The organism is Brakhagea baltica (genome assembly GCF_052161605.1).
Lineage (GTDB): Bacteria > Planctomycetota > Planctomycetia > Pirellulales > Pirellulaceae > JBKCUI01.
This window is the reverse complement of the sequence record NZ_CP197409.1, coordinates 4,245,285-4,264,915: the sequence shown is the minus strand read 5'-3', so window position 1 is coordinate 4,264,915 and position 19,631 is coordinate 4,245,285. Positions and strand designations below refer to the sequence as shown.

The 19,631-nt window shown below is 51.1% G+C and carries 18 protein-coding genes; 4 read left to right on the top strand and 14 right to left on the bottom strand.

Features of this window, described 5'->3' with window-relative positions:
* Window positions 1–8: 8 nt before the first annotated feature.
* Genes SH449x_RS16310 through SH449x_RS16300 form a run of 3 tightly spaced genes read left to right on the top strand, consistent with a single transcriptional unit; the run spans window position 9 to window position 4,165 of the window.
* A complete protein-coding gene (locus tag SH449x_RS16310; protein ID WP_482377139.1) occupies window positions 9–2,345 on the top strand; it encodes a DUF4159 domain-containing protein in 2,337 nt (778 codons plus the stop codon).
* Window positions 2,346–2,352: 7 nt separating this feature from the next.
* Window positions 2,353–3,609, top strand: coding sequence for an outer membrane protein assembly factor BamB family protein (locus tag SH449x_RS16305; protein ID WP_482377138.1), 1,257 nt, complete (start codon window positions 2,353–2,355; stop codon window positions 3,607–3,609).
* Between the two features lie 4 nt (window positions 3,610–3,613).
* Window positions 3,614–4,165 carry a phosphatidylglycerophosphatase and protein-tyrosine phosphatase 1 family protein gene (locus SH449x_RS16300; RefSeq protein WP_482377137.1) on the top strand — a complete coding sequence of 184 codons (552 nt, stop codon included), beginning with the start codon at window positions 3,614–3,616 and terminating at the stop codon, window positions 4,163–4,165.
* Here SH449x_RS16300 and SH449x_RS16295 read toward each other — a convergent pair.
* From SH449x_RS16295 to SH449x_RS16230, 14 genes are all read right to left on the bottom strand, one after another.
* Window positions 4,125–5,489 carry a DUF1501 domain-containing protein gene (locus SH449x_RS16295; protein ID WP_482377136.1) on the bottom strand — a complete coding sequence of 455 codons (1,365 nt, stop codon included), beginning with the start codon at window positions 5,487–5,489 and terminating at the stop codon, window positions 4,125–4,127. The two genes, SH449x_RS16300 and SH449x_RS16295, sit on opposite strands and share 41 nt — an antisense overlap.
* Entirely contained in the window at window positions 5,477–7,333 is a 1,857-nt protein-coding gene (locus SH449x_RS16290; RefSeq protein WP_482377135.1) for a DUF1553 domain-containing protein, read from the bottom strand. Before SH449x_RS16290 ends, SH449x_RS16295 begins: the two co-directional genes overlap by 13 nt.
* Before the next feature lie 44 nt (window positions 7,334–7,377).
* Window positions 7,378–8,901 (bottom strand): J domain-containing protein, encoded by a 1,524-nt coding sequence (locus SH449x_RS16285; RefSeq protein WP_482377134.1) that lies wholly within the window; start codon window positions 8,899–8,901, stop codon window positions 7,378–7,380.
* 44 nt (window positions 8,902–8,945) lie between these two features.
* Window positions 8,946–9,329 carry a hypothetical protein gene (locus SH449x_RS16280; protein ID WP_482377133.1) on the bottom strand — a complete coding sequence of 128 codons (384 nt, stop codon included), beginning with the start codon at window positions 9,327–9,329 and terminating at the stop codon, window positions 8,946–8,948.
* A gap of 228 nt (window positions 9,330–9,557) precedes the next feature.
* A complete protein-coding gene (locus SH449x_RS16275; RefSeq protein WP_482377132.1) occupies window positions 9,558–10,589 on the bottom strand; it encodes a hypothetical protein in 1,032 nt (343 codons plus the stop codon).
* Window positions 10,590–10,610: 21 nt separating this feature from the next.
* Complete coding sequence (locus SH449x_RS16270; RefSeq protein WP_482377131.1) at window positions 10,611–12,329, bottom strand: Na(+)/H(+) antiporter subunit D; 1,719 nt, start codon at window positions 12,327–12,329, stop codon at window positions 10,611–10,613.
* On the bottom strand, window positions 12,322–12,609 hold the full coding sequence (locus tag SH449x_RS16265; protein WP_482377130.1) for a hypothetical protein: 288 nt from the start codon (window positions 12,607–12,609) through the stop codon (window positions 12,322–12,324). Before SH449x_RS16265 ends, SH449x_RS16270 begins: the two co-directional genes overlap by 8 nt.
* Window positions 12,610–12,623: 14 nt before the next feature.
* Window positions 12,624–14,204, bottom strand: coding sequence for a proton-conducting transporter transmembrane domain-containing protein (locus tag SH449x_RS16260; RefSeq protein ID WP_482377129.1), 1,581 nt, complete (start codon window positions 14,202–14,204; stop codon window positions 12,624–12,626).
* On the bottom strand, window positions 14,201–15,712 hold the full coding sequence (locus SH449x_RS16255; RefSeq protein ID WP_482377128.1) for a monovalent cation/H+ antiporter subunit D family protein: 1,512 nt from the start codon (window positions 15,710–15,712) through the stop codon (window positions 14,201–14,203). Before SH449x_RS16255 ends, SH449x_RS16260 begins: the two co-directional genes overlap by 4 nt.
* Window positions 15,712–16,221, bottom strand: coding sequence for a sodium:proton antiporter (locus tag SH449x_RS16250; protein ID WP_482377127.1), 510 nt, complete (start codon window positions 16,219–16,221; stop codon window positions 15,712–15,714). The genes SH449x_RS16255 and SH449x_RS16250 overlap by 1 nt, the downstream gene beginning before the upstream one ends.
* Window positions 16,218–17,234, bottom strand: coding sequence for a Na(+)/H(+) antiporter subunit B (locus SH449x_RS16245; protein WP_482377126.1), 1,017 nt, complete (start codon window positions 17,232–17,234; stop codon window positions 16,218–16,220). Before SH449x_RS16245 ends, SH449x_RS16250 begins: the two co-directional genes overlap by 4 nt.
* 86 nt (window positions 17,235–17,320) lie before the next feature.
* The gene (gene mnhG, locus SH449x_RS16240) at window positions 17,321–17,659 is read right to left on the bottom strand and encodes a monovalent cation/H(+) antiporter subunit G (protein ID WP_482377125.1); all 339 of its coding nucleotides are present in this window, start codon (window positions 17,657–17,659) and stop codon (window positions 17,321–17,323) included.
* Entirely contained in the window at window positions 17,656–17,958 is a 303-nt protein-coding gene (locus tag SH449x_RS16235) for an MrpF/PhaF family protein (protein WP_482377124.1), read from the bottom strand. Before SH449x_RS16235 ends, mnhG begins: the two co-directional genes overlap by 4 nt.
* Window positions 17,959–18,435: a Na+/H+ antiporter subunit E gene (locus SH449x_RS16230; protein WP_482377123.1), complete on the bottom strand. Its 477-nt coding sequence runs from the start codon at window positions 18,433–18,435 to the stop codon at window positions 17,959–17,961. It lies immediately after the preceding gene.
* Between the two features lie 286 nt (window positions 18,436–18,721).
* On the opposite strand from SH449x_RS16230, the gene SH449x_RS16225 reads away from it, so the two are divergent.
* Window positions 18,722–19,342 (top strand): Uma2 family endonuclease, encoded by a 621-nt coding sequence (locus SH449x_RS16225; RefSeq protein ID WP_482377122.1) that lies wholly within the window; start codon window positions 18,722–18,724, stop codon window positions 19,340–19,342.
* Window positions 19,343–19,631: the final 289 nt, after the last annotated feature.

Sequence of the window (19,631 nt, the reverse complement as noted above, 5' to 3'; positions counted from 1 at the left end):
AGAACGGAATGTTAGCCTCACGCTTATTGAGTCTGCTGGTGCTGGCGAGCATGGTTGCATGTTCCTTCCTGGGAGGCGGCTCCTTACATGCTCAAGGGGCCGGCGGTCCTACTCCCGCTAGAGTTGAGAACGCGATTCGTAAGTGCATCGCTTTTCTATATCGCGAGCAGCGAGCTAACGGGAGCTGGTCAGGCTTTGACGACTATGGCTCGGGCGCAACGGCGATGGTAACACTTGCACTGCTCAATGCCGGTGAAAAACCATCCGATCCTCGTATTCAGAAGACCCTCCGGCTTCTGAGACGCACCACACCTCAGCATACCTATGAGATAGCAGTTCATTGCATGGTGTTCTGCCTCGCCGAACCGGCTCGAGACATGGGGATCATCGAGAATGATGTCAAGTTGTTACTGGATCTACAGAATAGCGATGGCGGGTGGGGATACAGACCGTCGAATCGAATCCCCTCGGACGAATCTAATGCCCAGTTCGCCGTACTTGCACTTTGGGAGGCTAGCAAATTAGGAGTTGAGATCCCTCCTGATAGCGTTCGAAAAGGGCTCGCTTATTGGCGAAACACCCATCTGGGCTCAGGCTGGGGTTATCGCAATACGCGGGGTGTTTCAGGTTCCATGACTTGTGCAGGAATCGCATCCATGCTAATCCTACGCGATGCAGCAGAGGGAGTGGATGCACGAATCTCGGGGGACCAGTTACAGTGCTGTGGTAATTCTGCCCAAGAGGTCGATCCGGTTGAGCTAGGAATGCAATGGTTGGCGAGGTCTTTTTCCGTCTCATCGAATCCTGGCGGAGAAGGGGCGTGGGCCATGTATTATCTCTACGCACTGGAAAGAGTCGGGCGGCTCACTGGCCAGCGGTTCATCGGTGGAATTGATTGGTATCGCGCCGGAGCCGAGCACTTGCTAAAGATCCAGGACGAAAGCGGAAAAATCCGTGGATCCGGCATTGAACTCGAACACATCAGCACAGCCATGGCACTTTTGTTCCTTGCCAAAGGCAAGCGACAAGTTGTGATCGGGCACTTGGAGCACGGAAACGGTAGAGATTGGCAACTCCATCGTCGTTCTGTACAGAACTTAACCGGACAAATTGAGAAAGTCTGGAAGCGGGAACTGGCTTGGCAGTCGATCAATATCGAACGTGCAACGCTCCCGACCCTTGCTGAAACACCTGTTCTCTTCATCAGTGGCTCAAAAGCTTTCCGGCTTACCGAGCCACAGCGAAAGCTACTCAAGAGCTACGTCGAGCAAGGGAACATCATTTTCGCAGAAGCCTGCAACGGAGATGGTTGCGATGGAGAAGCCTTTGATAAATCGTTCCGCGCGGAGATGGAGAAGATCTTTGACCGACCGTTGACCAAACTACCTCCGACGCATGCAGTATGGAATGCCGAAGCCACGATCGATCCCAGTGCTATGCCTGAAGGGTTTTGGCTGTATGGCCTCGACGCTTGCTGCCGAACGAGTGTCATTTATTCTCCCATCAGTTTGTCATGCCGCTGGGAATTGGCTCGTCCTTGGGGACCATCCCAGGCCATCACCGGGCGGGTCAAAAAGGATATCGACAACGCGGTAAAAATCGGGGTTAACGTGATTGCTTACGCAACCGGCCGCGAGCTAAAGGAGAAACTCGACTCCCTCGAACTCGTTCAGGTTCCTACCAACACCCAGTCTCTGAATCGAGGTACGTTGAAGATCGCTAAGATCATGCATTCGGGAGGTGCTGATGACGCATCGCGAGCGGTTGTCACGATGCTAAGCGTCTATCGAGAAAAGACTCGTTCGCTGGTCGACCTTGAAACGCCCCTCATCTCGTTAGCAGATCCGGAGCTCGAAAAATTTCCACTTCTCTACATTCATGGACGCACCGCTTTTACTCTCAGTGAAGCCGAACGACGAGGGCTTAGGCGACACTTCGAAACCGGCGGGTTCGTTCTCGGCGATTCGATATGTGCATCAGGTGAATTTTCTAAATCGGTTCGCGAGGAACTTAAAAAAGCAATGCCCGATGCCAAGTGGATTGTCCTGGATTCGAACCACCCCTTTATGACCAAGGAAGATCCTGACGCTTTTGAAGGCTTTGACATAACCAATGTCACCTTGGTCGATCCCTCCAGCGGAGCAAATGACTTGCGACGAGCCAAACGCCAAGGAACTCCAGAGATCGAAGGGCTAGAATGGAACGGTCGCATTATCGCGTTGTTCTCTCCCAACGATTTGAGCTGTGCGATGGAATCCAAACATTCGATGCAATGCAAAGGCTACGTTCGTGACGACGCATTTAAGATTGCAATCAACATGGTCCTCTACGGCCTATCCAACTGAGCAAAAAATGAAATCATCCTGCTTGCTTGCTAACCGAGCTATAGCCATTCGATGGCTGGCCATTTTAGCCGCGCCCCTTCTGGGAATATCCCAGGGATACTGCGATTGGCCTGGCTTGCTCGGCTCTCAACGCGATGGTCGAGCGTCCGAGAAATCGACTCTTAGCGAAAAGATAACGGGCACTCCTAAGATCCAATGGGAGTTGCCAGCAGGACAAGGCTACGCGGGGGCTAGTATCGCTGGAAACCAAGTTTGCCTTTTCGATCGCAAAGGCAGAGAGAATCGGGTTCGGCTCGTGGATCTCTTCACTGGTAAAGAGATTTGGAATCAAACTCTGCCGACGATGTTCTTTGGGGGAATGGATGCTGATAAAGGCCCCAGATGTGTTCCGACCATTACCGAGGATGGAATCGTCCTCTATGATTCTGGCGGAGAAGCACACTGCCTCGATCGAGCTACTGGCAAAACACGTTGGAGCAGAAAGCTTTTGGAAGAGTATCAAGCCGAGGAAGGCTTCTTTGGAGTTGGCTCAACGCCGCTAGTGGTGAACGACCGAGTTATCGTCGTTGTAGGAGGACGCAAGGGAGGAATCGTGTGCTTGTCCCTGGCCAATGGTGAAACCCTGTGGAGTGTCACCAAAGAAGAAGCCAGCTACGCGTCCCCTATCCTAGCATCTGCCACCAAGTCCGACGTGGCTATCGTCCCGACTCGCACGACCGTGTATGGGCTTACTGTGGCGGAAGGGAAAGAGCTGTGGAAATTACCTTTCGGCAGACGCTCCCAATCTGTCGTTGCCGCGACACCTTTGCGACTCACCGAGGGGCGTTTCCTTTTGACCGCTGCTTACGATGTTGGCAATGTCGTTATCGAAGCGGATGAAACCAATGTACGCATCATGAACTTTGGAGAGATCCTGAGTAGCCAATATGCGACTCCGGTGCAACTCGGTGATTATATCTACGGCTGCGACGGCCGGGAGGATTTTAATAACGGCAGCTACAAGTGTATCGCTACGAAGGACTGGACAGTGGCTTGGGAACAAACCGGCTTCACCATTTCTCACAGTATTGTTATTGGAGATAAGATCCTCATCGCGGGCGTCGATGGTTCGCTTAAAGCGATCACGCCTGATCCGACGCAGCATCGTGTACTTTGGGAAACAACTTTGCCAAAGGGAGTCTATCGGGCAATTCCCGCATACGAAGGCTCAACGCTGATCATGAAATCGGAATCGGCTTGGATCGCATTGGATTTGGGGAACTAGAATCGTGCCGCCTTGGTTTGCGAGATTGATTTTTTGGCCCACATTCCTTTGGAATCTTTTGCTTGGTAGAGTCTTGCGAATCCGTCATTGGTGGGACGATGTGGACGAGCACGTTATTCTAGGTGCCCGTCCGCTAAGGAAAGATGTGCAGACCTTGGCAACGGATTTGCAGGTGACCGGCGTGGTGAATATGTGCGAAGAGTTTCAGGGGCATGTCGAACTTTATCGGCAACAAGGCATCGAACAGCTTTGGCTCCCGACGACTGATTTTCAGCCCCCCACTTTGGACTCTGTAGCTCGCGGAGTCGAATTTCTGCAATCGCATGCATCTCGTGGCGGCAAGGTTTATGTGCACTGCAAAGCAGGTCGGGCTCGCAGCGCGACGGTCGTCATTTGCTGGCTAGTCAAACATCGTGGTATGACATTAGAACAAGCCCAACAGCATCTGCTCAAGTGCCGTCCTCACACCAATGCCAGATTAGTAGAGAGACCAGTCGTCCAAGAATTTTGCAAAACTAGCCTTGATACCAATCTCTTTGAACGACGCCCTGACTGAGTGCCAAGGGACGCCCGACAGGGGTCTGCAACTCTTGCGAAAAATCAATTCCGAACGAATCGAGTATGGTGGCGTGCAGATCCTCGATCCGCACTGGATCCACGATTCTATTCAGAGGGTCTTCACCCGTTGCCGGATCTTCTGGAGAGGTTTCACCGTGCACGAAGCCTTGGCGAAACGGTCCTCCGAATAGAACAGTACTAAAGCCCGTTGGCCAATGATCACGCCCCTCCGCAACGTTGATTCTCGGTGTCCTACCAAACTCGCCTCCACAAACGACGACCGAATCTTTTAACATGTCCCGCTGCTCGAGTTCTGTGATTAGGCCATAGAGGGCTGAATCGAGAATCTTGCACTGCGATTGGTGAAATCCATGATTGTTTGCATGCGTATCCCAACCGTTTAGCTCCACCTCGACACATGTAACTCCTTGTTGAATCAATCGTATGGCAGCTAAGCAGCCCCGGCCAAAGGAGCTATCACCGAATCGCTTGACAACCGATTCGGGTTCGCGATCGATCTCAAATGCAGCGATCTGCTCGCTGTCCATCATGCGCAATGCTCGCTGCGTTGCAGTGAGTTGTTGTGTGCGTTCGGCATCCATGTTTCTTAGACGACCTCTTCGGAACTCCGCTTCGGCAATGGATTGCAAATGAGCTATCCGTCGATCCCTCCGAAGGGAATCCACTGGGCTTCGCAGATTGGCGATCGGAGCACTGGGATCACCAACCTGGAACGCGTCGAGTTCCGGGCCCATGTAACCACCGCGTGCAGGCCATTGGCTCGCCAAGATCGAGATATGACGCGGGATTTCAATATTTCCCTCGGTCTGATGACACAAGACTGATCCAATGGCGGGATGAATCAAAGTGGGATCGGGGCGCCAGCCAGTCTTCATGGTGTACGTGGCGCGCTCATGATCCCCTTCTTTCGACGTCATCGAACGTACCAACGTCGCGAGATGCATGATCTCCGCGGTTTGAGGTAGCAAGTCAGAAATTTGAACTCCTGGTATCGAAGTATCCACTCCCTTGACTAGCCCACCAATCTTCCTGCCAGGATGCGGATCGAACGTCTCAAGTTGACTTGGGCCACCCTGCAACCAGAGAAATATCAGTCCTTTAGGTCGCTTGCTCTTCGGGCTAGCAATGTTGGCTACAGAACCACGAGCTAACTGTTCTGCAAATGCTGTCCAACCGCCCATGGCCCCCGCAGCCATACCAGCGCTCTGCGCCAAAAATCGTCGACGCTCCCATTGGTGTAGCGACGCACACCCCCCCGATACGGATTGATGTCCATGGACATTCCTTACTAATGGTTCCATAAGAACTCCGTGCTATTCAAAAGGGTCCAGTAAATATCTTCTACCTGTAACTTTTTATTCTGCTCGTCACCCGAACACATTGTCTCTAAAAAGGCCTTGGTTTCTATCTCGGTTGGTAAGCGATTTAGAACAGCCAGATACACCGATCTGATCATTGCCTCATCGTTGGTTGCTAGGTTCGCGATTCGAGTGGCAGCATTCATGATCGGATTCTCGTTAATGCGACTCTGAATAAAACCTCCGTTCATCACTAGTAGACGTTGCGGAATGGTAATCGGGCATTCGTCGAATTCGTCATCACCGCGGTCGCCGTACGCCTTGGTGAAGTCGGTGATCCCACCGTACAGCTCGAGCCTCGAGATGATCGAACTGGATTCATTGATCGCTTTTACTCGGCAAGCTTGATGAATGGCTCCTGCGACTTGCTCCGGTCGGAGTTGTGTTAACGGAAAGACTGCTAGCAGCTCTTCGTGTTTCTCCGTTGGTTCGCTTTCAACCAGTCGTGAATCACGCTGAAAGGCATCGGAAAAAACGATCAGCCGAATCAAACGCCTTAAATCAAAATGATGCTCTACAAAATCATCGACCAAAAGCTCAAAACCCCGAGGGAATGGTCCATCGAGCGGAATGCTGTCCACCGGCTGGATCCACGGCCGACCATACAGCATGGCCCAGACGCGATTGACTGTAGCTCGGGCAAAGGCTCGGTTCTTAGGATGGGTTATCCATTGAGCTAGTCTCTCCCGCGGCTCGCCCGATTCGGGAAGCAATTCAGCATAGTAGGGAACCCCTTTTTCCATGACCGTGTCTTCCGCCGAATCTAGCAAGCGAACTTGATAGTCCTCCGGCTTGGTACGCAAACCAACGAACGGGGTATCCATACCCAGTCCAGCAAAGAATGCTGCTAGGCGATGAAAATCCTCTTGCTCTCCTTCGCGAGTCTCTGCTCCCTCACCATTTTCGGCGGACGACAATTCTTCTGGCGAAGTATCCCCAGCGTGCATGCCGCTGAGAAAATTTACGTTTCCTAAATAGTCTCGGTGACATTGCAGGCAATCGATTCTCTGAGCTAGAAAAGCTCGCGACGTGCGTCCTGTGATCTGCACGAGGTCTGGCTTGTTATCACTCCCATCACTTATAGCTGCCGTGTAGTAATTGACCTGAGGTGCATCAGTCCAAGATCCTTGCGCAGTGATAAGCTTTCGGACTAAAACATCATAGGGCACGTTCGCATAAATCTCGTCAGCCATCCACTTGGCGTATTTGCGACGTCGAAAGACTAGGAACGCTCCTTGATTCGTTCCAACCGTGGCGCGAGTCAATCGCTCTGCCAAGTAATCTGCTGAGCGACGGTCGCGCAGCAAATACTCCGTCCACCATCGAACTCGATCCGGCTCAGCGATCCGCTCAAGAGCCCGGATCTCTTCGAGCGACATGCCCGTCCCGACGAGGGCCAGACTAATCCTGCGACAGATGGTGTACCAGTCGGCTTGCTCTGCTACCTCCAAATCCGCTTCTTGAATCCCACGTAAAATCTCCGAATTGAATCTAGCTAAGAAATCCTTACCAAACTCCGAACCGCGAGAATCTTGCAGCTTAGCGGTGGCTTCACGGGCAGCCTTGTTTAGCAACGATGGTCTAGGTGATGTCGCCCACGCAATACTCGAGACAACCAATACGCCAGCAGAAAACAGCAACGCCCGTTTCTTCCACCTGGGAGTCATTCGCGGCAGAACTGGCGGGGCAACGGGCAATACAGGCGGTTGAGCAACCTCCTGGGTTGCTGGATCTTCAACCTCAGCTACCTCATCTTCATTTCGAAGCCGATCATTCTCCGCTTCCATCGCCTTTCTCTCTTGGCTGGATGATTACGATTGCGAGACTCTAACTATTCGTACATATCTGTCAAAGCTTGGGGCAAATCTTCCCGAATCGATCCTTTTCCCAAACAAGCTTCCCACAAGCCCTCGATGGCTTTATCGTGAAAAGGTGTTTTGTCTGGCAAAAAAGACAAATAAACCGCACGTGCAGCGACATCCGTCGGATCCGTTTCACTTAACGTGAACTTCGAAACCGCAAGAGCGATTCCAAGTGGCAAGGCGTTCCAAGCGAACATCTCGTTATCTCCACTCTGGCGGACAATCAGTGCATCCTCTTTGACTTCGACAATGGCGATTTTCCGATTGCCAACGGACAATGTCTCTGCCCCTCGAAGACTCTTTCTGGCCTCCTTCATCGCGTCAACACCAATCTCGTAGAGTTGCCCCAGCTGGTCCAAACGCTTGTACTTGGCTTCTTGTTCCTGCGTCTTGCCCAAAAGCAATGCACGTTCGATTTCTTCCTTAAAGACTTCAAAATCGGCCCTGGCGATCGCCTCTCGGGCTTTGGTCATGGTCGCCGACCACTTCGTATCCGCCATCATCGGCTGGGATTCCATAGCCACGTTACCCCCTTGAGGATCGGGCATGACAGCAGGGTCGGCCCCCATACCTGCAACGGCCCCACGCATGCCGTCACCATTCTGCATTGACGGTTCGATTGACATTCCCTCCGCAGAATCGGTCGTACCCCCTCCCATATCTCTCGATATGCTCGGCAAATTGGATCGAAAGTCGCTCGGTCTAGTAGCCGTCTGCTTGCCTGGCTCATTGGTGTTCGGCGCGACTCCCGGCAGGAAAGGATCGTCGGCTCCCGTTGGATTTGCTGCCGCAGGAGGCCTCTCCGCTTCGCTTTTCGCATTCGCTTCCGCGAGCTTCAGTTGATTGCTGTAGTAGTAGATACTAGCACCGCCTAGGAACAGGAACGCGACTCCGATCAATCCGGATGCCATAATAAGCTGTTGACGTTGTCTCTTTTTCTTCAGCAATGCAACTCGGTCCGTTCCAGGACTAGCTGCCGTCTGCTTGCCAGCTAACGATCCGACAGACCGTGCCGCTCCCCCCAAGGCAACTTGCTGAACCGAAGCACTAACCATTGGTACTCGCGAGTCCTTCAGGAACGGTTCCAGTGATGTTGCGGTTACGAGTTCCGACCAAAGCGATTCTGGTGTTCCAAAGTCACGGATGTCATAATCAGGCAATCTCATCGCAATATCAAAAGGTGCATCCCAAGCACATGCCTCCCTCTCTTTGCTTCCAACAATTGATCCGATCCGCAAGTCATACTCTTTGCGTTTATCTGGATGCATCAACGTCGACTGCGCCTCCTTGAGCATTGAAGCGACGGCCTTCGCTCCTTGCGGATTCGATTTCCTATCCGATCGATTCCATTTATCAGCGGCTTCTTTCAAGGCCTTGAGAATTGCCTCGTTGTCCGAATCGATGGGAACATCAAGCAGTTGATAGTACGTAACCTCTTCGCTAGAAAAGGTGAGTCCCAAATGTCGCTCGATCGCTTTTTGAAGCTCGGTCATTATTCACCTACACCAATCAATGCTCTACAAAAATCCGAAGATCATTAGGAAAAGGGAGAATCGTCTTCGTCATCTTCTACTTCCGATTTGGAACCCCTTACCCAAACCGATACATAGTACACAACGCCAGCAAGCCCAGTGATCATCAAAGGGGCAGAGTAACAGACCATCAAGAAACGCAAATGCGAACCGTAATCAGTCGATCTCGCCCCCTTGCTGCCACCGAACAGATCTCTGACCAAACCTTGCACCTCTGGAATCCGCAAGGCCATCAAGGTAATCGAAAAGCATGCCATGCATACAACGATTAGCACCATCATCAACGCGATTGGGAACTGAAAACGCGGGGTCGCATCTCGCTGATTGCCGAATGGGGAAGCTGCGATCGTTTCGCTCACTTCACCACTTGTGATTCCACTTCGTTCCATGTTGACCTACACAACGAGAAAGCCATGCTTGCAGCCCCAAACCGTCTAGGGACATAGGCAAGACAACGATCGGCCCAACTCTTGCTGAATCAATGCCCCTAATCATATTGTACTAAGACGATCAGTCGCTCCAAAGCCCCCGAATTCTGATATTGATCTAATAAAAAGTGGTTCGCAAAGCCCTGTTACGGCCTACTGCTACGGAGTCTTGACTGCAAAGCACGGGCATCACCCAAGAAATGTGCTGTACATTGCCAGGCCCAGAATCGACGCAACGATGACGCTCGCGATCAAAACAACAATCCCCAAACTGCGAACTGCTTTGATCTGCCACCACATTACGAGCCCCGAAAGTCCCCAAAAACACAAAGTGAGTGACATAGCATCTACCCCGAGTGCCCAAAACCACTTGGTGTTCACTTCACCTGGATACTTGTGACCAAGATGCATAAGCAACAGGAAACTGCGCCAAGGCAAATCAATTGCTGGCTCTCCCTCGACTCCACTAACTTGCTTCGTCAACAGATTATACGAAGCAGTCCATCGTCCCTCCTCAGAGGTGACTAGAAACTTTAAGTCAGGAACACTGTTCACTGTGGCGATTCCGCTAGGCAATCCCTTGCGTTCCATGATAGTCGGTGCAGCATTTTGTAAATAATCCACGATGGAATGCAACTGCGTTAAACCATCGAGCGTTCTGGTTCCCGCTGGTTTGCTCACAACACTTGGATCGCTCCCCTTTAACAGTTCCGATGTCGCGAACGGAGCAACGGTTTGCTTCGGCCGCTTGGTCGTGTTCTCTCGTATCAATCCCGTTCTCATGTTGGAATCGAGTACAAAGAAAAACTGCCGCGTTCCCGACTGAACATTTGCAACAAAAGCATCACGCCCCGTAAATCGCGCTGTACCCGGCTCCACAGACCACTTGTCAGCAGATGGGTTATGCTCGTTCAAAACACTGACGACCGACTCTGCAAAAGCATTCAGTTCAGGTGGTTGCTCCAAATCGGTTCCCACCAAATCCTGGCTATTGAAAAAGATGACCGGAGAATCCGAGAACCAAGTCGGATGATTAAAGAGAAAACCAGTTACGCCGTAAAGCAAAGCCCAGGGTAATAAAAACAAACCAAGGTACAAATGTCCACGCCTGAGAATGTGTGTCAAACGCTTCCCAAGCGGTTTGCTGTTCGGATGACTCGATTTAACGCCCGCTGGAATCTGGTGTGTACCATTATCCGATCCTTTCGCATCTTTGAACATACTGTTGGTCCATATTACCTATCACTGCATGTTCAAGTAGTTCATGAGCAAAGCCACGACCAACATCAGCGTTGCCCAAAAGGCCATAGCGTTAGTCGACCACGGCTTACCCATAACTCCTTGCTCACTAAAGCTGATTCGAAATCCTTCATGAATCCACTTGAGCCCTCGAAGAGCGAGGCTTCGCACCCATTGATCAAACGACTGGAAAGCCGTACCTATCACCCCCAAAACTTTCGGAGCTAGCTTGCGATAGAACCAATCGGTATCCAGGACTGTGGCTCGTTCTTCGGCGGGGTACAAATGAAACTTGATCAAGAATACGAACGCCAAAGCCGCAAACGCCAATAGCTGCAACTGCCCCACAACGTGCGGGATCGTATACGGATGGTAAGGATGATCTCCAAAGCTGTAAGGTAATATTCTGTACAGCAACGGATAAGCTACTCCCAAACCTATACACAACGCAGAGGCCGCTCCCATAGCGATTAGCATGTTGAGAGGAGCTTCCTTCACCCGCTTGCCAGAATCGTGAGCAAAGAATGCGAAAAAGGGAATTTTGATCCCAGAATGTTCCATAACCCCTGCGGATGCAATCAACAGCGTGATCCAAACCCAAAGCAGATGCTCCTCACCAGCTGCGGAGATAATCATCGACTTGCTGATAAATCCTGACAGCAGAGGAAATCCAGAGATGGCACCTGCCCCGATAATGCAAAAGGTCGTGGTCCACGGCATCGATTTGTGCAATCCACCTAGTTCGGTTCCCTTGCACGTTCCGACCCGCAACAAAACCGCCCCCATCGACATGAACAGAAGTGCTTTATAGATGATATGACAGAAAGCATGCGCCACGGTTCCATTGATGGCGAGCTCTGTACCAATGCCGATTCCTACTACCATGAATCCGAGCTGATTGTTCAGACTGTAAGCCAGAACGCGACGCAGATCGTTTTCTATCACGGCAAAGAGAATTGGGAATAACGTCATTACGCATCCGATCCCAATCAACAAATCAAAGCCCGCGAATCCTCGTGCCAACGCGTAAATGGCGAGCTTCGTCGTGAACGCACTTAGAAAAACGGTGCCGGTCACCGTAGCTTGTGGATAAGAATCCTGTAACCAATTGTGCATGAGCGGAAACGCCGCCTTGATTCCGAACGCCGCGAGAATCAGCCACGCTCCCACACTCAATGAAGAACCATCGTTTGCCATAGGGATGAAGGCGATCGACTTGGTTTCTACAAATTGAACAATGGCACCAGATAAAAGCAACACGCCCGATCCGACCTGAATAATCAAATAACGCATCCCGGACCGATACGAAGCGCGCGTTTCACTCGCCCAGATCAGAAACACACTGGATATCGCCGTTATTTCCCAGAACACAAACAGCGATACCAGATCCCCTGCACAAGCGGCCGCAATACCCGCGCCCCCATACACCAACCCTGCTATCTGCTGCTTGAGATCATTCGAATGCAACGAATAGATACTCGACAGAATGGCTGCGATATGAAAAACCAAAACGAACGGCCACGAAAGGGAATCGACCCGAACCGGTTGCAATTCAAGCCCGAACAACGAAAACGATGCCGTCGTCGGACGCAACACCAGAAACAGCATCAAACTCAACACCGATAGTCCAAGCACGCCGTAGGGGCGAAACTTCTTGGGAAGCAACAGCAACAACGGGCTCCCCAGCATCAACACCCAACCTGGAGGGAGAATCTCAGTCATAGTAGTTCTCCTCTCGACGAACGAACAGCCTCAAGAATCGGCCAAGAAACACGATAACTACGAACGCAACAAAGCCCACCCATGCCTGGAAGCCAAAGATGGTCTCCCAGGAAAAGTGAGGATGATCGTTGGTGTAAAAGAGATCGGCGAGAACCAAAACAACGCAGGCTACGATCAAGCCCACAATGATCTTTCGAACATTGGATGGGTGATCGAACCAACTCAAATCGGTTGGCTTGTGACCATCATGCGATGACTCGTGCGGTTGACTATTTTGCATGGAAACTAATTCGGCTAGCTTTTAGTGATTGGCAGTAGGACATCGTAGATCCATCCAGCAGTGAAAAATAAAATGACGCTGATCAAGGCTGTGCAGCAAAGTGGAATCACACACGCCAGAGGAGCTTCGCCTCCGGATGCTTTGTGATGTCCATTGCCATGTTCATCGCTGTGACCATGACCGTGGGATTCCTCGCTGCTCTCGCTATGGCTGTCCTGTTCAGAATCGCCATCCTTTTCTGGTATGTTGAGAAAGGCCAACATGGGAATCGGGATGAGGTAGGCGATGTTCAACAAGGAACTGATCATTAAGGCAGCGGTCAAAAAGTAGAAATGCGATTGGCCATTCTCCATGGCTCGCTCCACCGTCCCCGTCGCCAAGAACCATTTGCTCCATGCACCACCGCCCGGTGGCAAACCTATGATGCAAAGCGACGCAACGAGAAAAGCACCAAAAGTGAATGGCATCTGCCTCCCGAGCCCACGCATCTCACTGATATATTTCTTGTGTGTGGCAACATAGATCGCACCTGCACAGAAGAACAAAGTTATCTTGCCTACCGCGTGCATGGCGATGTGCATGCCGCCTCCTATCACACTGTTGGGTGTCGCTAACGCAGCCCCCAAAGTAATGTAGGACAATTGGCCAACTGTCGAATAAGCGAGTCTCGCCTTTAAATTGTCCTTGGTCATGGCGACAATCGAGGCCAGCAATAGAGATATTCCCGCAGCATAGCAAAGCCAAACGCTAACCTCCGTTTGGCGCAGCAGATCCATCCCGAAGACGAATACCGCTACCTTCATAACGAAAAACACACCAACCTTCACCACCGCGACCGCATGCAACAAAGCACTCACCGGTGTCGGCGCAACCATCGCTGCTGGCAACCATCTATGGATCGGCATCAAGGCCGCTTTGCCTATTCCGAACGCGTACAAAGCCAAAAGTATCGTTAGCTTTGTACCCGACACTCGTCCCGATTCATAGGCATCCGCAAGAATACCACCAACCCGGAAATCCAAAGTACCGGCGATCTGTTGCGTCCAGGCCAAAGCTAGCAGCAAAAAACCAATCGAGGTCGTGAAAAGGATTCCCATGTATACCCGACCACCGTTGCGAGCCTCGGTCGTGCCATGGTGGGTCACGAGTGGATAGGTCGAAACGGTCATCAGCTCGTAAGCTATGAACAGTGTGAACAAATTTTTGGAATACGCCGCAGCTGTTGCCGCGAATATTGCTAACGCAAAGCATCCGAAGAAACGTGTTTGGTTCGCTTCATGATGGGAACGCATGTAACCTACAGCATAGATGGTGGTCAAAATCCACAACCCCGATGCCACCAGTGCGAATAACATCCCGAGCGGTTCAATGGAAAAGGCGATACGAAAGCCCGGCATCACCTCCCATCCTTCCCAAGCAACCAACTCTCCGCCAAAAACCTGAGTCGCGAGCTTGATATTGATACCGAACAAGACACACGCCAATACGACTGTCGTTCCATCTCGCAAATTCGCTTTGAAACCAAATAGAAAATTGAACAGCAGAACGATAAGCGGTAACGCCAGGGAGACTATCAGTAGTTGATCATTGGTCATTTCGCAGCTACCTCCAACAATTGGGTTGCGGCTTGCTGTGCGATCCCAAAGGAGTAATCGGTCCAACATCCGAAGACGAACATCACCACGATCAAGGCATACGTGGGAAATAGCATTGACAGCGGTGCTTCTTTGGCCTGACTAGCCTTTTCGCTGGGTTCGCTAAAGTACAACACTTCGACAACCCTCCAAACATAGATAACCGCCAGGATGGAGCTGATTACCATGGCACCGGAAAGTATCCATTTTTCTTCCTGTGCGAGTGCCAGCAACAATGCCCATTTGCTGATAAAGCCAGCCGTGAGTGGAACTCCGATCAATCCCAATCCCGCAAGCACCCAGGCAAAGGAAGTCCATGGCAACGTTTTACCCGCTCCCTTCCAATCATCGAGCTGAACCGATCCTAATCGATAAGCCATGCAGCCAACGACCATGAACAAAGCGGCCTTAATCACAGCATGATTAAACATGTGCACAATCGCACCGCTGAGCCCCATCACATTGATCAGATTGACCCCTAAAACCATGTAACCCAACTGGGCGACACTGGAGTAGGCGAGAATCTTCTTGACATCGTTCTGTAGAATCGCTGTTAGAGATGCCGCAAAAATTCCGAAAAACGATAGCAGAATCAGCTCGTACCTCATTGGCAAAAGATCGAACGAAAATTCCATCGTGAATACGCCAAAGATCAAACGAATCAATGCGTAAACGGCCACTTTGCTAGCCGTAGCAGCCAAAAAGCAGGTCACCACATTTGGCGCATAAGTGTAGGCATTCGGAAGCCACTTGTGGACCGGAAAGACCGCCATCTTCACCGCCAAGCCGACCGTCATAAATGCCAACGCGACCCGGAGCGTGCGAGTCGATGGAAGTAAAATAACGCCTTGTGCATTGACCGTCTCCAGCTCTACTAATCGGCCAGCTAGGTCATGCATGTTCAAGCAACCTGTCACTTGGTACAGCAAGCCCACCCCGATCAAAAAGAACGTGGCACCAATCGTTCCAATGAACAAGTATTGCAGCGATGCCAAGACGGCCCGCCGATCCTTGCCCAAGCTGATCAATGCATAAGTCGATAGAGAAGAGATCTCCAAAAACACGAAGACGTTGAACAAGTCACCCGTCAGTGTGATCCCCAACAAGCCTGTTAAGCAAGTCAGATACAAACTACAAAAATAATGCTGCCGGGAAGCAGGTATCTCCACCTCAACCAATCTAGGAGCATACGCCAGCACGATCGCCCCCATCCCAGAAACGAACATCGCGACAAACGCACTCAGGTGATCTGCCACAAACTCGATACCGTAAGGAGGGGCCCAAGCACCGATCTGGTAATTGATTTTACCCGAGTCGAGAACCTTGCTCAGCAACATCAAGGAGTTGGCAAAGGTTATCCATGTAATGAGTAAGGTGAAAATATAGACCAACCGTCGATGCCCTAGTAGCAAGCACGCAGGTGCTGCCATCATGGGTATCGCAACGAGTAGGATAGGCAAATGTTCCATTACGCTTCACTCCTATCCATCGCCTTTTCCATGGCCATATCCATGGCTAACGCTTCATCCTCTTCAATGGTTCCATAATCCTCCCGAATTCGAACAATCAAAGATAAGGCGACGGCAGTTGTTCCCACGCCGACCACGATCGCGGTCAGCATCAAAACGCTCGGCAGTGGGTGCGAATAGACGGTCGTGTCGACGAAAGCGGGCTTGACTTCCTTTGTGGTTACTTCGGCGGTTTCATCACTAGCGCCATCATCGTCATGCGTATCATTCGGATGGTGGTCATCGTGATGTTCGAAGTGTTTTGCGATCTCTGCTTTCACGATCGGGGCCGTTCCGCCATCCACCTTGCCCATGGTGATGTACATCAAGATGACTGCGATCTGAAAGATGTTCACGCCGATGATCTTCTTGATGAAGTTGTGGCGCGCGATCACCATGTAAAAGCCCAGCATCATCAGAAAGACGAACACCCAATAGTTGAATAAACCGAAAAGTTGAGCGGTACTCATACAGCGGGTCGCCTACCTGCAAACGCGTAATAAATCGTGATCATGACCGATGTAACCGTCAAACCGACTCCGAGTTCGATTAAAAAAATCCCCAGATGTTGCCCACTAGGGACGTGGTACTTTTCGAGCCAGTGATGTTCAAGAACGTTGTATTCGAGATACTTTCCTCCCATCAACAACGTCAGAAAACCAGTCCCCGCATACATCATCAACCCCAAAGCTAACAGTTTCTCAACAACACCCTTCGGTGCGACACGCTGCGTCGCGTCGAGACCGTACACCAATCCGTAGAGGATGAACGCGGCAGCAATAATCACCCCCGCTTGGAAACCACCGCCTGGACCGTAGTCGCCATGAAACTGAACGTAAAGTCCGAACAAGATGATGAAAGGTATCAGCATCTTGCTGACAACTCGAATGATAAGAAAGTCGCTCATCCGTAATCGCGCTTGCTCGACCGGGACCGCTCCATCGCTCAGAGTGGGAGGTGGTGTTTTGGGATCGCTCAGCAAAATCAACAAAGCTGCAATGCCAGCGGTGAAAACCACCATGGTTTCCCCCAACGTATCAAACGCTCGGTAGCTTCCTAGAACGGAGGTCACGACGTTGGGTAGCCCATGCATATCGTGCATGGATTTCTCAACGTAACCAGGACTGGGGTACAGATGGATCGGTGCATTGGGATCTCCATACAGCGGCATGTCAAGCGTACCGTAAATCAAGGCCAAACCTGTGAGCGTAACGGTGATAAGTGGAAGCGGTTTCACTTTGCCTGCCACCTCTTGCTTGCCAACGAGGGCCAGCGTGCTCAACATTAGAACCGTTGAGATCCCTGCTCCCACGGCAGCTTCCGTAAAGGAAACATCCGGCGCATCCAACAGCATCATCCAGCTTGCACCTAGGAAACTAAAGATTCCGCTCGCCATGATCGCAGCCCACAGGTTGCGCTGTCTCGCCACCATGACTGCGGTCACCATAAGCAACCCAAGTATTCCGAAACGTACTATGTCCATCTTTAGTTAGCACCACCATGGAATTGCCCGCATCTCAAAAGAAGCCACGAGCAGCCGAAGAGTTTCATTGTTGTAGTTGTTTCCATCTAAGTCTCAGTCCCAGACGGCTTGTCAAGCTCAGGTTCCACTCCTTGTCGCATCGCAGCTTTTGCTAAGGCATGGCACGCACTCGGACTTGTGATCAGAAAGAAAAACAGAATCATCAATAGCTTGACCGTCACCAGATTGAATCCCGAATAGATCATCAATCCCAACAGAATGAGCCCCGCGCCCGCCGTATCGGTGACCCCACCACTGTGAAGACGCGAATAGAAATCGGGTAAACGAACAATCCCAAGTCCGCCGACAACAGAACAGAACGCTCCGCCCAAGATGCATATCGAGGCGATGATAACGACGATCCAGCTCAAAAGTTCCATTATCATTGCAGCTGGTCTCCCTTAAAATCGCCAACCGTAGTGAATCGCAATACCGCCACCATTCCGATGAAATTCATCAAACTGAAGATCAATGCTAGATCCAAAAAGTCAGTTCGATCCGACCAAAATGCGATGACACAAATCAACAATACCGTCTTGGTACCGAACATGTTTAAAGCCACGATCCGATCAAAGACCGTTGGCCCTAACCGCGACCGCATAAAGGCGAACGTTAGCGTCACAAGAACGCTTAGTGCGACTGCAATCAGCCCGGAACTCCAAAGTAACTCGCGCCATTCGGACATTTAGAGCCCCTCCAACTCACGAACTCGCCGATCAATCTCAAGAATGGTGGGATCATTTGTCCCGGGATCGACCAAAGCATGAATTTGCATCGAGTCCGGTTGAATACTAGTGGTAACCGTCCCCGGAGTTAAGGTAATGGAGTTTGCCATAATAACTTGCCCGATGGATGACTTAGGAGACGCTGGAACCTGGAACATTGCACGGCGAACCTCTGGTTTCTTGCTAATGACGATCTTGATCACGTTCATGTTCGAAATCGCGATTTGCTTCACCAGCCAAAAAAAGTACTTGATAAGTGCCACGCCCCCGATCTGAACCGGGACCCCTTCGTTGTCCACGATATCCATCCGTCTAGCGATCCAAAACGCAAAGAGGCAAGACAACACCCCTAAGAGCAAAAGGAATGCATAAAAGTACCCCGACAACGTCAGCCAAAAGACGGCCAAAAGTGAGATGAGTGCGATGGAGTACTTCATGAGCTGATCTGCAACGACGTGTCAAAAAACGGAGACAGACTATACTATTTAGGTGATCTATGCGGGGCTAGAGTGTAACGCCTCCCCCCTAGCTCGCAAAGCCGCTAAGCCCGCAACTAGAAGGCGAAATCCCCGTATAGAGCCTTAAAGACCTCGCGAAATTCTCGCGATGGAGCTCGCCCCACGGTCAAAAGTTAGGCGCACTCAACGAATTCCGTTGATTTCATCAACCTCATGTTACAATTAAGAGCAAGCAGCAGCAGAATTTTTTAGGGAGTTCCCAACAATGAGTGCCGTCATCAACGAAGCCCCCGAGACGCGAATGGTTATAGAGAATGTCAGCTGGGAAACATTTGTCGCACTGGCCGATGAGCGTCGAGGCAGCATTCCGCGTATGACCTACAGTGGCGGAATTTTGGAAATGATGAGCCCTAGGCGTAAACATGAACACCTTGGCCGTCTCATGGGTCGCATGATCGAAACCTATTCAGAGATCAGGGGCATCGAGATACTTAGTGTTGCTTCGGTCACCGTGAAACGTGGCGATATCAAGAAAGGCCACGAAGCAGATGAGTCTTACTACATCACCAATTTAAACCAAGTGCTGGCGAAGGAGGAACTTGATTTTGAAGTTGATCCGGCACCGGACTTGGTGGTCGAGGTAGAGCTGACCAACTCCGCAATTGACAAGTTAGAACTGTTCGCAGACATGAAAGTGCGAGAGGTTTGGCGACATGACGGCAAGTCGGTGCAATTCTATCGACTACAAAAAGGCCGGTACGAACCAATTTCCACGAGCATGGAACTACCAGGTCTCGCTGCCGACCTCATCAATCGATTCCTAGACCAGCGTTTGAACATTGGCGAAACCACTTTCATTCGAGCTTTCCGGAACGAGATTCAGTAGCTGCAACATCTAACGAGCGTCTGTCCCGCAAAGAACTTGATTCCGCGAATCGGTGGTGCGGTCTTGGTTTTAGTTAGCAAAGTTTGAAGCGATCAGCACGCGGCCGGGCGTGTGCAGGTCGCGGCCAAGGATTGTCAGTTGAAGGTAACGTTCCCAGCCGACCTTCGAACAACCGCGACATCGCTTCAACTACCAATCTTCGAGGAGCTTTTTTTTGAATTTACGATACTTTCAACCAAAAAAACGGTTCGGGACAGATACTAACTAACTTGTCCCTTAACAGCCATTT

Bases quoted from the DNA above. Each gene is read 5' to 3' on its own strand.
- SH449x_RS16310 (WP_482377139.1), top strand. From the start codon at position 9: ATGTTAGCCTCACGCTTATTGAGTCTGCTGGTGCTGGCGAGCATGGTT.
- SH449x_RS16305 (WP_482377138.1), top strand. From the start codon at position 2,353: ATGAAATCATCCTGCTTGCTTGCTAACCGAGCTATAGCCATTCGATGG.
- SH449x_RS16295 (WP_482377136.1), bottom strand. From the start codon at position 5,489: ATGGAACCATTAGTAAGGAATGTCCATGGACATCAATCCGTATCGGGG.
- SH449x_RS16290 (WP_482377135.1), bottom strand. From the start codon at position 7,333: ATGGAAGCGGAGAATGATCGGCTTCGAAATGAAGATGAGGTAGCTGAG.
- SH449x_RS16285 (WP_482377134.1), bottom strand. From the start codon at position 8,901: ATGACCGAGCTTCAAAAAGCGATCGAGCGACATTTGGGACTCACCTTT.
- SH449x_RS16280 (WP_482377133.1), bottom strand. From the start codon at position 9,329: ATGGAACGAAGTGGAATCACAAGTGGTGAAGTGAGCGAAACGATCGCA.
- SH449x_RS16275 (WP_482377132.1), bottom strand. From the start codon at position 10,589: ATGTTCAAAGATGCGAAAGGATCGGATAATGGTACACACCAGATTCCA.
- SH449x_RS16270 (WP_482377131.1), bottom strand. From the start codon at position 12,329: ATGACTGAGATTCTCCCTCCAGGTTGGGTGTTGATGCTGGGGAGCCCG.
- SH449x_RS16265 (WP_482377130.1), bottom strand. From the start codon at position 12,609: ATGCAAAATAGTCAACCGCACGAGTCATCGCATGATGGTCACAAGCCA.
- SH449x_RS16260 (WP_482377129.1), bottom strand. From the start codon at position 14,204: ATGACCAATGATCAACTACTGATAGTCTCCCTGGCGTTACCGCTTATC.
- SH449x_RS16255 (WP_482377128.1), bottom strand. From the start codon at position 15,712: ATGGAACATTTGCCTATCCTACTCGTTGCGATACCCATGATGGCAGCA.
- SH449x_RS16250 (WP_482377127.1), bottom strand. From the start codon at position 16,221: ATGAGTACCGCTCAACTTTTCGGTTTATTCAACTATTGGGTGTTCGTC.
- SH449x_RS16245 (WP_482377126.1), bottom strand. From the start codon at position 17,234: ATGGACATAGTACGTTTCGGAATACTTGGGTTGCTTATGGTGACCGCA.
- mnhG (WP_482377125.1), bottom strand. From the start codon at position 17,659: ATGATAATGGAACTTTTGAGCTGGATCGTCGTTATCATCGCCTCGATA.
- SH449x_RS16235 (WP_482377124.1), bottom strand. From the start codon at position 17,958: ATGTCCGAATGGCGCGAGTTACTTTGGAGTTCCGGGCTGATTGCAGTC.
- SH449x_RS16230 (WP_482377123.1), bottom strand. From the start codon at position 18,435: ATGAAGTACTCCATCGCACTCATCTCACTTTTGGCCGTCTTTTGGCTG.
- SH449x_RS16225 (WP_482377122.1), top strand. From the start codon at position 18,722: ATGAGTGCCGTCATCAACGAAGCCCCCGAGACGCGAATGGTTATAGAG.